The 13,912-nt window shown below is 48.2% G+C and carries 12 protein-coding genes; 1 reads left to right on the top strand and 11 read right to left on the bottom strand.

Annotated features, from left to right (window positions below):
• Positions 1-119: 119 nt before the first annotated feature.
• From OXN25_03485 to OXN25_03475, 3 genes are all read right to left on the bottom strand, one after another.
• On the bottom strand, positions 120-986 hold the full coding sequence (locus OXN25_03485; GenBank protein ID MDE0423915.1) for a cytochrome C: 867 nt from the start codon (positions 984-986) through the stop codon (positions 120-122).
• Between the two features lie 88 nt (positions 987-1,074).
• Positions 1,075-1,845, bottom strand: a complete 771-nt coding sequence (locus OXN25_03480) for a cytochrome b N-terminal domain-containing protein (protein ID MDE0423914.1) — start codon at positions 1,843-1,845, stop codon at positions 1,075-1,077.
• Between the two features lie 85 nt (positions 1,846-1,930).
• On the bottom strand, positions 1,931-2,419 hold the full coding sequence (locus tag OXN25_03475) for a Rieske 2Fe-2S domain-containing protein (GenBank protein MDE0423913.1): 489 nt from the start codon (positions 2,417-2,419) through the stop codon (positions 1,931-1,933).
• Between the two features lie 499 nt (positions 2,420-2,918).
• Here OXN25_03475 and OXN25_03470 point away from each other — a divergent pair, with 499 nt between their 5' ends.
• Positions 2,919-3,701, top strand: coding sequence for a LamG domain-containing protein (locus OXN25_03470; GenBank protein ID MDE0423912.1), 783 nt, complete (start codon positions 2,919-2,921; stop codon positions 3,699-3,701).
• Between the two features lie 109 nt (positions 3,702-3,810).
• On the opposite strand, the gene OXN25_03465 is transcribed toward OXN25_03470, so the two are convergent.
• The 8 genes from OXN25_03465 to OXN25_03430 form a co-directional block, all read right to left on the bottom strand.
• Positions 3,811-6,396, bottom strand: coding sequence for a PPC domain-containing protein (locus OXN25_03465; GenBank protein MDE0423911.1), 2,586 nt, complete (start codon positions 6,394-6,396; stop codon positions 3,811-3,813).
• Positions 6,397-6,550: 154 nt separating this feature from the next.
• Positions 6,551-7,996 carry a DUF1501 domain-containing protein gene (locus tag OXN25_03460; protein MDE0423910.1) on the bottom strand — a complete coding sequence of 482 codons (1,446 nt, stop codon included), beginning with the start codon at positions 7,994-7,996 and terminating at the stop codon, positions 6,551-6,553.
• Positions 7,997-8,090: 94 nt separating this feature from the next.
• Positions 8,091-10,580 (bottom strand): DUF1549 and DUF1553 domain-containing protein, encoded by a 2,490-nt coding sequence (locus OXN25_03455; protein ID MDE0423909.1) that lies wholly within the window; start codon positions 10,578-10,580, stop codon positions 8,091-8,093.
• A 221-nt stretch (positions 10,581-10,801) separates the two neighbouring features.
• Positions 10,802-11,710: a WD40 repeat domain-containing protein gene (locus OXN25_03450; GenBank protein MDE0423908.1), complete on the bottom strand. Its 909-nt coding sequence runs from the start codon at positions 11,708-11,710 to the stop codon at positions 10,802-10,804.
• Between the two features lie 169 nt (positions 11,711-11,879).
• Positions 11,880-12,737, bottom strand: coding sequence for a hypothetical protein (locus OXN25_03445; protein MDE0423907.1), 858 nt, complete (start codon positions 12,735-12,737; stop codon positions 11,880-11,882).
• A gap of 21 nt (positions 12,738-12,758) precedes the next feature.
• Complete coding sequence (locus OXN25_03440) at positions 12,759-13,409, bottom strand: site-specific DNA-methyltransferase (protein MDE0423906.1); 651 nt, start codon at positions 13,407-13,409, stop codon at positions 12,759-12,761.
• Positions 13,331-13,561: a hypothetical protein gene (locus OXN25_03435; GenBank protein ID MDE0423905.1), complete on the bottom strand. Its 231-nt coding sequence runs from the start codon at positions 13,559-13,561 to the stop codon at positions 13,331-13,333. The genes OXN25_03440 and OXN25_03435 overlap by 79 nt, the downstream gene beginning before the upstream one ends.
• A gap of 21 nt (positions 13,562-13,582) precedes the next feature.
• Positions 13,583-13,822, bottom strand: a complete 240-nt coding sequence (locus tag OXN25_03430; GenBank protein ID MDE0423904.1) for a hypothetical protein — start codon at positions 13,820-13,822, stop codon at positions 13,583-13,585.
• Positions 13,823-13,912 lie beyond the last annotated feature (90 nt).

The raw sequence follows: 13,912 nt of genomic DNA, 5'->3' as shown, positions 1-13,912 counted from the left end.
ATTTATTAGCAATTAGGGCGTTCACTTCAAAACCCGAAGCCATTGTTAGCGATTAGTGGTTAGCGGTTAGTCCCTAACACCTAAGTGCTAACTGCTAATTGCTAAAGGCTATCTGCTAACTAAATATTAAACCACGGGGATACCCAGATATATTTCACATTGAAGAATATGCGCAAGATCATCTTTATCGGCAAAGCCATCATGGTTAAAAACAGAAATGAAACGACGACATATCGCACCAGTCCGAGTTCTTGTAAGAAACGGCTACTGTTCCGTTTCCATAGATAGAAAATCGGACCGATCGAGAAATAGCCAGCAACGACAACAAAGCCGAAGAAATTCGCAGTTGTTTCACTCCGAATACCGAAAAGATAGGACAGGTTCACATTCGTCAGCGGTACGACAAGGTGGGGATCCCAATACTCCCACGGTGCGAAGAAGTTCCACCCTGGACCCCTGAGGAAGGTTCCGACGATCATCAGGACGATCCATAGGACGATGAATCCGAAGCAGAACACCGCGAGCGCGAACGGACGTTCTTTGATTGTATAATAGCCTTTACCTTTCGGATTAATGTCGATGTAGGGAATAGCAATTAATCCGGCGATAATCAATCCGGGCAGCACCACACCTGCGATCCAAGGATCGAAGTAGACGAGCATCTCCTGTAGTGCGAGGAAGTACCAAGGCGCTTTAGAAGGGTTCGGCGTTTTCGTCGGATCGCTCGGTTCTTCAAGGGGGGCGTCAATCATAATCGACCAGACCCCCAACACTAACATAACGATAATCGCACAGATAAACTCATTTCGGCACAGGTAGGGCCAGACGTAGACTTTATCGTTAAGTGCCGCATCCGAGGGGACACCCGCTATGTCCGTCTGACGTGCCTGCCGGTATGAAAGCCACATGAAATAGGGTATTAAAAAGAGAATAGCAAGAATCGGGACATTGTCCGGCTTCGTCACGAGTGCTAAAAAATGCTCCATACTCTGCTCCTTTGAAGATTGGATTCCTTGCCCGTGCTAACAGAAACTGCTTCCGCCCACACAAAAGATTGGTTCCGACAATCTCTGTTTACAGCGGCCCGGAAATGCCGCCATCTTTACGCACCCGCCAGAAATGCAAAGCCATCAAGACGCTCGCCAACAGTGGAACCGCAACGCAGTGCAAAATATAGAACCTTAACAGCGTTGAGGGGCCTACGATTGTTCCTGCCAGCAGTGCAAATCGGACATCATTTGACTGTGTGATGTCCTGTGGCGCAAAGGGACCTTCGTGTCCCAACACTGGTGTTGCGCGTGCCATATTCGTCCCGACAGTCACAGCCCAAAACGCCAACTGATCCCACGGTAACAGATAGCCTGTGAAACTCAGAAAGAACGTCACGAGTAATAAAATGACCCCGACTGCCCAATTGAATTCTCGCGGTTTCTTATAGGAACCTGTTAAGAAGACTCTGAACATGTGTAGCATTACTGAAATGACCATTCCGTGGGCTGCCCACCGGTGCATGTTGCGGAGCAGCATGCCGAAGGGGATATCAAATTCGAGGTACTGTACATCGCGGAAGGCATATTCAGCTGTCGGACGATAGTAGAACATGAGGAGTACGCCTGTGACGGCGGTCACCAGAAACATCAGGAAAGTGATGCCGCCCATACACCATGTAAAGCGGAAATTCAGCGCGTGCCGAGAAACCCGAGGAGGATGGAGATGCAACCAGACGTTTTGGAGGATTTGTAAGGTGTAACGACGCCCCGTATCTTCATATCCGTGGCGGAATATAGAGCGCCAAATATCGGAATTGGTAATCTTCTCTTTTAGCCCTTTACGTTCTTCGTTCATACTTTCTATCGCAAGCCTCGGCACTCAGACGCGCCGAAATGCTTTTTCTGCCTAACCGGAGCCAGGCGCGAATGCTCTCCTTTCTTCAGACCTTCAAAAAGGAGCCTGGGTCCGTCCACTGCTCCTTCTCACCTAAAAACTTCACGGACTTATCAATTTCAATCTGACCGTCCTCTGCCAACGTAATCTTAACGCGTTCAAGGGGCCGTGGTGCGGGACCTTCATAGTTAATACCTTCTCGGTCGAAACCGCTGCCGTGACATGGACACTTGAATTTGTCCTCAGACGCGAGCCATCGCGGTGTGCACCCAAGGTGTGTACAAATCGTTAAAAGCGCGTAAAATTCGCCGTCTTGTTTCCGAACAATCCAAACACCGAACGGTTCTTTTTTGAACTTTTCGCTAACGCTGCCCGGTGGATATTCCGCGGGGAATCCTGCTTTAAAAATAGAGGACGGCTCAAACAGCACACGTGGATACAGATACCGAACCAATCCGGGTCCGAAAGTTAATCCTAATGCTGCAACGAAATTCCCCCAACCCAGAAATTTGAAAAATTTACGTCGAGATACCACTTACACCCCCGATTTTGTAGACAGATACCTAAGCATCAACACTATGAATTAAAGGTAAACTACCTATATTATACCCTAACTGCGAACAAATGTCACCAAAATCTTTTCGCGTTTGAAAGCCCGCCGATTACGGGCAAGATATATTTACTGATTCCAGATGAGTCCGATTAAAAAAGCGGAAAGTCTACTTCAAGTAATCTTGCATTTTGAGCGTTAATAATTATAACATGCTTTCAGAAGTTTGTCAACCGTTTTTTAATTTTTTATTAGGGTCATTTAGTTTTTCAGTTGTCTAAATCGCAGATTATCACAGATGACGCGGATTTCTGGATTTTGGCAAGCAACAACCTTTCAGTGATTTAGGGCATTTTGAGAGAATTGAATAGCACTGCGTAAGCTCTAAAATTCTATTTCATTTCTCAAAGATCTATGCTACAATCTACCTCCGAAAGATCTTTAGTTTCGAGAAGTTAATGCTGATGAACAAAGGAGAATAACAATGGTTCGCTTCACAATCAGTTTAATCACTATAGGTCTCATGTTCGCGCACTTCGGCAACGCTGAAATCGATCCGGGGACTATTGTCGGTGCGTGGTTGTTTGATGAAACAGGTGGGAAAGTCGCCAAAGATTCGTCTGACAATGAAAATGATGGCGACCTCGTCGGGGGTGCTAAATGGGCAAAGGGTAAATTTGGCAACGCTATTGAACTCAATGGTAAAGACGCTTGGGTGACGGTTCCAGAGATTGGACCGCTTGATGACTTTACGCTCATGAAATGGTTTAATGCAACAGGACGCGTCGGACAATGGAGATGCTTCTTTAACCGGAACGGTTGGACAGCTGGATACGTCCATTACCAATTTCGTCCAGACAACAAGATGGAGATGGCAATTCACTCTAACAACCCTGTGCGCCATCCGGGTTGGGACGGTTCAGATTTCATAGCAGACAAGGGTATCTTGAACACATGGATCCATCTCGCAGTTGCCTACAGCAGCAACGATGAATCGGTTCGCGTCTACTTCGATGGCGAACTCGATGTGGACGATAAATGGGGACCCTTGCCGGGAGAATTTGGACCCGGACGTATCGGTTCATGGGACGGCGGCGGCAGAGAGTGGGAAGGTTTGTTCGACGAGATGCTACTCTTTGATGTCGCACTGGAAGAAGATGACATTCTCTCACTCATGGAAAACGGATTAGAAGCTGCGCTTGCTGTTGAAGCAGTGGGTAAACTCGGAACGATTTGGGGAGAAATTAAGTCAGGACGGACGAAATAGGTAGGTGCAACGGTAAAAGAAAAGGTTTTTAACAAGTATACGGACGGATGCAAGAACCCGTCCGTATATTATTTTCATACTATGATTGAGACCGAAGCCCAAGAAACGATTAGTGGATAATCTTCACCTTAAGAACTGGACTATCCTGTATAAAGGCTTTGTCGTTAATCGTTGCAGTACCCCGGAACTTGAACTCATAGGTATCCGCCTTCAAAGAGCTAAGTGCCTTTAGCGGGACCTTGACTTCGGTTTCGTCCGATGGGATGGTCGCCGCTTCCGTCGTGAAGCCTTCCGGGACATCGATCGGTGTCAGCGTGAGTTCATCTGTAAATCCGCCCTGTCGGACGATTGCTAACGTCAATATCGCTTCCTTTGTAAGCGGTATTTCACTTTCGGTCGCTTCGGTATCCGCTGTCAGGTTCGCTGCGATGGCGACGGTTCCACTATCTTGCACTGTTGCTGTATTATCTGTTGCTTTTGCCGGAAAGACAATGCTAAAGCGTAAGGGGTCAACCGTTACAATGAACGGTGCCTCCACGATTGTCAAAGGAATAGCAGGTGTTGACTGTTTCACCGCCTCGCCATTAACAGTCGCTGTTCCAGTAACCGAAATGTAATTCGTGCCGGGTCTCGGTAAGACAGAAAACTCTTCTCTTCGTTCAAAAGTCCCTGCTTTCACCGTAAGTGTTGCTTCTGTTTCACCTTCAGCAAGCGTAATAGGTTTTTTGGAAACGGGATCAGGCAGTACAGAAACACGATTCGGAAGTCCCGATACCGATAGTGTAATGGGACCGACGAAGTCGTCACGTCGGTTCGCTGTCACGTGGAGCTCAGCCGTTTTGTTGTGGATGGCACTTAAACCGATCTCTGCGAGTGTCAGTGTAAACTCTGGCGCATCCATCACGGTGAGAAGGATTGGAGACGGAGTCGCAATACGTTCTATCTGGCGATTACCCACGGCATAAACGCCAACGATGGAGATCGGCATCAGCCCAAGAGAGGCATCCCAGGGAGCCGTTATCGTGAGCATTGCTCTGTTTTGACCCATTCCAATAATAGTGGGACTCACATCAAACGTTTTCGGCAGATCTGGACAAAGTAGACGGATTGGACCCGTAAATCGGTCAAGGCGAACAACGTCAACCTGCATTGTGACACTACTCCCTCTATTGACCCGCGGATTATCCATAGGAGAAGGAATGTTCCGATTGTCAAGCACAACTACTTTGAGTTCACAGTCGGGTTCCAGTGGACGAATGTGCAAGCGATAGGGGTAGGTCTCACCACCTTGATTATTCAGGTCTCGAATGGCAACAGAATATTCTCCCGATTTCTCAAAATTCCAGTCGATACGGGCATCGGCACCAGTAGTGGCATCATCGTTCACCATTAAGACCTGTTCTTTATCGTCACGCCATGCCATATCTTCCGAGGCATTCATGGGTTTTCCAGGTCCGTAGAGTGTAAGCAGTGCATCAAGTTTTGATGAAAGTTTCAGTGCCTCTACCTCGAAAACGAGAAGTTGCGGTTTCTCAATCTCAAATGAAAACCAATCAATATCACCAGATTTGTCAATTTTTCCATTCAGCGTTATCGGGGTCGTAACAGCAGTCGCATTTCCGAGTGAATTATTCGGTTCAATCTCCACCAACTCCGCCCAATTTCCGATAGCAAAGGGTCGGGCGTTGGTTGCCAATCCAGAGGGAGTCTGAACCCGCAAAGACTGTTCGCCTGCCGGCGTCTCAGCACCTATTGAGATCTGTATAGACTCGACCATTTCAAGATTCGCGCCCGTGACGGCGATCGCATTCTCAGTGCCGCGGCGTCCACCGAGCGGGAAAATTGTTTCCAGATACGGTAACTCACCGATGCTCAGTCGATAGCCATACCCCTTTCCACCTTTGTAACGAATATCCCGAATGTGGAGCGCGTACTTCCCTGTTTCAAGGACAGTATAATCCAAGACAGAGTCTAAGCCGTCGCCAAGTCCACTGTCGGCGACCTTAGTCCCATTAGCATCTCGAAGTACGAGGTATGAATCCAAGAGTGAACCTATCCGCTGTGCCGTTACCTCACAGATCAGCCGCGTCCCCTTTTTCACTTCAAAGGTAAAACTATCTTCATCGTCAATTGACGCGATTGTGCCATTTACAGTGACCGGCAGCGCGATCCAGTTGGTTTCCATCGCAGGAGAGGCTTCTGGGGAAACACCCAAGGAAAAACTCCCCGATTCCTCTTCAACGATTTCCCGTAGGTTTCCAACGACAAAGCTTCCGGCGTTAGAGACACCATAAGGCGTAACGACGCGTATCTGTTGTATGCCCAACGGGGCATCGGAGGAAATTATCAAGGATGCTACCAACTGCGCATCGGTAGGCACACGTCCAGAAACACCAGCACCATTGAAAAGGACAGCAGCCTGTCCTGTTTTCTCTTTAATCTCCGCAGTGATACCGTTACCACTAAACCACACCGCTGTTGCTTTGCCAAGATTTGTGCCTGTGATCGTGACTTCTACGCTGCGTCCCTGTTGACCGCCCTGCGGGAAGACACCCGTTAAGGTCGGTTGTACTTGCGCATAAGCGATGCTAATCGTTAGGAGGAAGACCGATAGGACGAGAAAAGACCGTTTCGTTAGGAGCGGAGAATGCGGCGATTTAACCCGTCTCTTCTGCCGAAATAACATGTTAGACATTGTCAATCACCCCAAATTAAAGTTGTCAGTTATCAGTAGTCAGCCAAGAACCGATTTGTAACAATCTTCTCTAACTTGGAATATCCCCAAGATAGATGAATTTTTACACGGAAACTTCTTAACTGACAACCGATAACTGACAACCGACAACTATTTAGAATATCCCCGCAATCGGTTCGCCTTTCACCAACTCGCGTGGCTGATCCAAATGGTTATAGACGATAGTGTGCGGGTCGATACCGAGTGTATGATAGACTGTGGCAAGGATGTCGCGTGGATGTACAGGATTTTCAAGCGGTGTCGAACCCGTTGCATCGGATTTCCCGTAAACCTGGCCACCTTGGACCCCTGCGCCAGCGATCAAGCCTGTGTAGCAATAGGGCCAGTGGTCGCGTCCATCAGGTGCGTTGCTATTACCGGAGGTGCTAATCCCCATCCGCGGCGAACGTCCGAACTCACCAATCGCTAAGACGAGTGTGTCCTCTAACATACCGCGTTGATGTAGGTCCTCCAGCAGTGAAGATACTGCGCTGTCTAACTTTGGACAGTGAAGGTTCTTCAATGGACCGAAGTTGGTTGCGTGCGTATCCCAGGCTGTCGTATTCGGATCACCGTTAGCAACAGAGGGCCAGTTCACCTGTACGAAACGGGTGCCTGCTTCCACCAAACGGCGTGCAAGGAGTGCGCTCTGTCCGAATGTGTGTCTACCGTACTTATCTCGTACCTCATCGGGTTCTTGAGATAGATCGAAAGCATTGCGTGCCCGCTGCGACAAGATGAGGTTGTACGCCTTTTCATAATACTCATTCAAAGCGTAGGAATCAGCGACCTTATCAATTTCGGGCATCCCTGCGTTAATCGTCTCAAGGAGGTCTTTCCGGCGTTTCAGACGCACGGGTGGCACCTCTGGCCGTAGACTCAAATCGTCGAGATTAATTTCTTCATTCGGGTCTTGAAAAAGGAAATACGGATCGTACGCCCTACCGAGGAATCCAGCGTTTCCACCTTTGCCGATGATATTACTCTCCTGCATCGGACGCGGGAGTTGGACTGCCGCGAGCATCGGTTCATCGGGTGGACGGTAATTAGCGATATGCGATGCAGCATTAGGATGGTCGGCTGGCGACGGTGGATCGAGCTGCCCTGAAGGCGCGACTTTATCCGGCGTTTCACCGGTTACCATCTGATACATCGCAGCGGTGTGGTTGAAAAGTCCCGCGGGTGTGTAACTCACGGAACGGATCAGACAAGCCTTATCCATCTGCTGCGCCAAACGCGGCATTGTCTCTGACAACTGAATCCCCGGTACGTTGGTCGGAATCGGATTGAATTCACCGCGAATGTTCGAGGGTGCTTCGGGTTTTGGATCCCAGATGTCAAGGTGGCTGGGACCGCCTTGCAAAAAGAGAAGAATCACCGAGTTTGCTTTCCCCCACCCGTTGAGCGGCTTAGCGGGATCGACTGTCGTATTGGCTTTTGCTTGGAGTGACAATACCTGTGGCAGACTAATGCCGAGCATCGCCGCACCACCGACCCGCAAAAATTCACGCCGTGAAAACCCGTCACATAAGCGTCCGGGTAGTTGTGGTAACGATAACATCTATTGTTTCCTCCGTTTAATGGCTATCAGCAATCAGCGGTCAGCGGTCAGCCAATCTTCCGGCTGACAGCCAACGGCTAACGGCTATGGCTATTTAGCGATTGAATAGGAAGGCGGGACTGTTAATCAACGCCCATAACAGGTCTTGCGCGCCTTCCTCTTTCGATTCGGCGTTCGCGAGATGTTCAATCGCTACTGCATATTCGTTCTTCTCTGGTAACCGAGAAAGCGTTGCGAGATAAAGTTCTTCAACGAGAGCCCGGTCGTCTTGATTCGTTTTGATAAGTTGTGCGATACGTCCTTCTGGATCAATGAGTGCTTCCGCAACCGTTGGTCCATTAATGAGATTCATTGCGTGTGCGAGGCTAACCTCAGTGGTGCGTTCACATTCACAGGAAGTTTCGCGTTCAGGTCTACCAAACAACTTCAAAAATCCATCATCTTTGACCTTGCTGTCTGGTAACTGTACGGCTCGGAAGTTTTTCGGTACCTCTTCAAACCGCGGTCGGCTTCCTGTTGCGACCCCGATAGCATCAAGTAGCTGCTCTGCCGTCAAACGTCTGGCAACGGCGTGCGAAAAGTTAATTGTGTCAGCCTTGTTCCACTCGTTTGTTTTGATGCTCTGCTGATAGGTGCGAGAACGTGTGATTGTTTTCATGATGTGCTTCATGTCAAATCCGCTGTCCACGAAATCCTTCGTCAACGCATCAAGCAACTCAGGGTTAGTGGGTGGATTACTTGTGCGAATATCGTCCACAGGTTCAATAATCCCACGTCCCATGAAGTAGCTCCAGATCCGATTCGCGCCTGCGCGAGCAAACATCGGATTGTCTTCAGAGGTGAGCCACGCCGCGAGCATCTGACGTTTATCATCAGTTTTTGCGGCAACTTCCCCGAACGGAACTGACGGCTCAACGACCGCTAAGGTTCGGGGGTGCTTCACCGGTTCCGTGGTGTAATTGGCATAGACGACTTCATCGCCGGGAAGCTGCCCCGGTTTGACCCTGACATCCGCGAAGAATGCGCCGAATTCGTAGTATTGATTTTGCGTCCATTTTTCAAACGGATGGTCGTGACATTTGTTACACGAGAATCGAACACCCAAGAAAAGCTGCGTTGTATTTTCCACTGCAGCGGTGTATTCACGAGAGACACGGAAATAACTCGCTGCAGGATTCGTGTAGGTACTACCCGTTGCGGTAATCAGATCTCGCACAAACTCGTCGTAGGGACGATTCTCGGCGATCGCTTGATGAATCCACTGTTGGAAGAGCCAGACCCCACGTTCACCGAGGAATTTACGGTTAGACTGTAACAGATCGCCCCATTTATGGGTCCAGTGATCAACAAACTCTGAGGTCTCAACAAGGGCATCAATGAGCTGCTCCCGTTTTACCTTTGATGGTGTTTTGTCAGTCAGGAAACCCCGAACCTGCTTCGGGGTGGGCGGAATACCTGTTAAATCGAAATAGATACGCCGCACAAATTCCTCATCCGTACAAAGTTCAGAAGGTAGAACCTTCATCCGCTTTAGTTTATTGTGAACGTGCGTATCAATGTAATTATACTCTGGGGTTTCAACCCACTTGTAGCCCCTCCGGTCGCCCATCACGATGATATTGTTTGTGCTATAGGCACCCTCATACCGAGTCAGGATAGCAGTTTCACCGCGACGTTCCGCGGTTACCACACCCTTGTCCGTGACGTTTGCCACTTCGTTGACGCTACTTGTGAATTTCGCCTCACGGGTGACATCTCGTGTGGTTCCATCTGGATAGTGCGCGATGACTATAAGTTGTTGCTTCATACCCGGCACCGCGAGTTCAGCAGAATCGGGTAAAACTTCTAACCTTTCCACGCGCTTAGTGGTTTCAACATCTGGAATAGCACCTTCCGTTATCCACTGATGAATGACACTGTAATCCCGCTCCCCTGGAACGATGACCTGCCCGCCTTTATGTGGCACTTCGGAAGTCGGTTTTAACAGCATTAGACTCTGTTCAGGAAACGCGCGGTTGAAGCGTCTACCAGATATATCTTCAATCAGCAGTTCATAATCAAAATCTGGATCGTAACCGCGAAGTGAGAGTTTGAACCCGTTTTTGCCTTTTGCTGCACCGTGACACGTACCGTTATTACACCCAGCATGGCTCAAAATAGGCATCACATCCCGCACAAAACTGACGGGTTCTGCCTCCATGCTCTTGACATTCACAGGCAATTCGGTAGTCACACCCTTGACGGTGACCGTAATTTTCGTTGTACCAACTGTCATCGGGAAGATATAACCATCTTCATGCACCTTCACACCCGCGCTGGTAGGCATCAGCACAGCCCACGGTGTTACATCTACCCATTTGCCATCTTTTGTCTTACCTGACACGAGCACGGTTCTACCATCACGGGCATGCTCCAATGTCAATGACTCCGGATGAACCCTCAACTCCGTTAAAGCGACGTTTGCAAGCCAATCTTGCTCCGTCGAAGCCTCTGCCCTTGTTGCTTTCTCTATCGGATTCCATCCAGTTAATTGGAACGCGAAACAGACAAGGCATGCAACAAAAAGCACTGTTACAAAGTTCAACCTGGGTTTCATCAAAAATTCGGCGTGGAAACGCCGTCCTCCTTAAATTGCTTTTTTAGCGATTAGGTTTTCGCTGAGCGTTTCTCCATTGTCGAAAATTGGTTTCTGTCTAATTCGTTGGCGAAGTTAAAGAACCTGACTCATACATTAAAAGCCTTGATTGTCGTTAGCATTCAGCAATTTATCCCAACTATCTGCGTTGATTCTGTATCAATTTAGTCTTATGTAAGATCCCAGAGCAGTACGGTGTGATCATCGCCGCCGCTGGCGAGAATACCCCCAGCCGGCGAATACTTAACACTCCTGACACTTCCTGTATGCCCTGTGAGTGTCCGTTTAGACGCACCTGTCTCAACATCCCACAAACGGATCGTATTATCGTTGCCCCCGCTCGCGATAGCCGCACCGTCAGGGGAATAAGCGACGCTCCAGACATAACCCGAATGTCCTGTGAGTGTCGTTATTAAGTCTCTTGTGTCTGTGCTCCATAACCGAACCGTGCCATCAATGCTACCACTGACAAGGGTTTCCCCATCAGGCGAATAGGCGACTGAATCGACAATATGGGTATGTCCTTCAAGTGTTGCTCTATGTTTTCCAGTGGCGGCATCCCACAACACCACAGTGTCGTTCCCAGTTCCTGCTGCGAGGGTTCTCCCGTTAGGAGCATACGCGACACATCTGATAGAGCCTGCGTGTCCTTCGAGCGTATCTTTCGCCGCTCCTGTGCTGGCATCCCATAACCGCACTGTCCCGTCAGGACTCCCACTTGCGACGGTAGCACCATCTGCAGAATACGCAACACTCCTAACAGCATCCGTATGTCCGACAAGCGTCGCTGTCGGAGATCCACTGATTGCGTCCCAGAGAACTACCCTATTGTCTATACTCCCGCTGGCAATCGCACTGCCATCAGGCGAATAGGCGACACATCTGACGTATTCCTTGTGTTCAACGAGAAGGTTAAGTCCGAGTCCGCTTTCAACATCGTAGACCCAAACGCCAATGTCACATGCGACAGCAAGTTGTGTGCCATCTGGTGAAAATGCTATATCTCCAGTTAGATTGCCTTGATCGAGACGTGCTTTGACTCCTTCAGGTAGATCTGATTGTGCGTTTAAATTTTCCAATGATATAGTATCCTTTTTCAATTCAAGCTAAAATTTGCTGCATTAATGTTATTTATGTTCTTATACTTGTATGACGTTTAAAACGTCAAAGTGACGTATAGATTTCAAATGATATGTGGAAATGGAACGTCCGTTGAACTTCTATCACCAATCAGGAAAATACCTCGCGCTATTTTTGACTTTTCAACTGTCCCCACACTATCGGTAGTTTTCCGATAGCAGCGACATCTGCAAATTCAGATTCACTTGCCAGCCAATTGATGACGTTTTCGGTAAGCTTCTCCAACTGCTCAATATCTTCATTATTCTTGTGGTAGTTCGGGAGTCGCCAGTTCATGTTGAAGACTTTACCGTCTCCAGCCTCCCAATAGCCGAACGCTGCAATCCGGTCAGCCCAATCGTTAGCAGGGGGTCCCCAAGCATTGGCAAGCGTAATAAATTCCGTCCAAATTTTGTCGTAATAGTCTCCACTCTTCGGATAGCCAGTAGAATTAACTTGAATTCTATCGTCCACTTGGGGTGTTTTTCCGTCGATATTTTCGAGCCCCTCTGTCAACCCTAACTTAATCGTCTCCTCCAACACAGTAATACCGACTGCGATACCATCTTCTGCGACGGGACCGAACTGACGCGCCACCGCTTTTTCAAGTCCGAAGTTAGTCGCGTGCCGAATTGCCCATCCCGGTAAGAGGACAGCCCCACCACTTTCGGCATAGTCCATAAATGCGTCAATCTCCGCAGGAGATAACTCACCCGGATCGGTATCCCCCTCATGCCACCAAATGACCCCGAACTGCTTGAATGTATTACTCTTCAAGTCTGCTTTACCAAGCAACTCCGTTTTGAATGTTTTTTCAGCAAATTCCAATGCGGGTGCGGTGAAGGGTCCCTCATCACCGAGATAGATAAACCCGACTTCCACTGCAGCATTAGTTATACTTATACCAAAAAAGAGAAGAAATGTCAAACAAAATACGATTTGACGAAACTTGTACGCTAAATTTTGCCATTTAAAAGTCCGTGCCATTGTTATCTCCTTGGGCAGAAGCTACTTCGTCTGTACCTTTTTGGATTTGTTTTCTGGGCCACTATTGCATTTGCGAAGCCGTTCATTCGCCGTTTTTACAAAACCCGGTTCACCCTCGAATCCGATGAAATCCCGCTGATGGCGTTTACACACAACAGGACAAGTACCCACACCTGCAAACGGGTCTAAAACCAAATCCCCCGGTGATGAACTCGCGAAGACAATCCGCTCAATCAACTTTTCGGGTTTCTGGATTGTGTTGAGTGCCTTTCGATTTACCAATTCCTTCGACTTATAGGTTAACTGTTTTATATCTCCCCAAACGTCGCCAGGATTTTTCCCTTTCGGATTGTATTTCGTCTTGCTAAATCTACCGTTGGTCACAGACGGCACATTTTCACACCGATTCCGATGCTCCAATTCAACAAGTTGTGCGACCCTAATGGCATCAAGGTTGTAGCACTGTGGTCTTTTCCCCTTGATGAAGTAACAGATGATGTCATAATTATTGGTGTAACTGATGCGTCCTTGTGCGAGCCGGCTCGGTTGATACCACACAATTTTTGAACGAAGGTTTAAAAACTGACGGTAGTCTATAAAGTCAATGCAGTCCGGTTTTCCAAATAGATAAAGTGCGCCACCGTCCTTAAGTTTCGGTGTAAAGCGTTCAATGAGTTTGAGATTAAATTCTTGAATTGAGGTAATCCTGTCCCCGGTTCATCCGTTATGCCATAAGGTCCATCACAGACAATCAGATCCACAGAGGCATCTTCTATCTCCTTGAGTAGACGAAACGTGTCGCCACAATGGATGGTGTCGTACATTCATCAATAAAGTTTCCAAATCTATAAGTCTGCTGGGGGTTCGTCAGCCATTTGTTCATAATGCTCTTTCATTTGTTCAGATTGTTGCATTAGGAGCCGACGGCGCTTCTCTAACGAAAGGCACATGAAAGCTGCTTGGGGCGACTGTTCATCTACCTCTCTGTTAACCAAATCAACCAACAGATGGTAGGCGACGGGCAACTTGGCCTTTGGGAGTTTCTTTACGAGTTGCTCTAACTGAGTATGTGTGACTGTTTTCATTTTTTTTCTCCTAAGTTTTGATACATATTCATAAACCACTTCTAATTTGATGGAACTATATTACCATTTTTGAAACCTTCGATTTGCGAA

The sequence above is a fragment of the Candidatus Poribacteria bacterium genome, assembly GCA_028820845.1.
In the GTDB taxonomy this organism is placed as follows: domain Bacteria; phylum Poribacteria; class WGA-4E; order WGA-4E; family WGA-3G; genus WGA-3G.
This window is presented reverse-complemented; position numbering and strand designations above follow the sequence as displayed.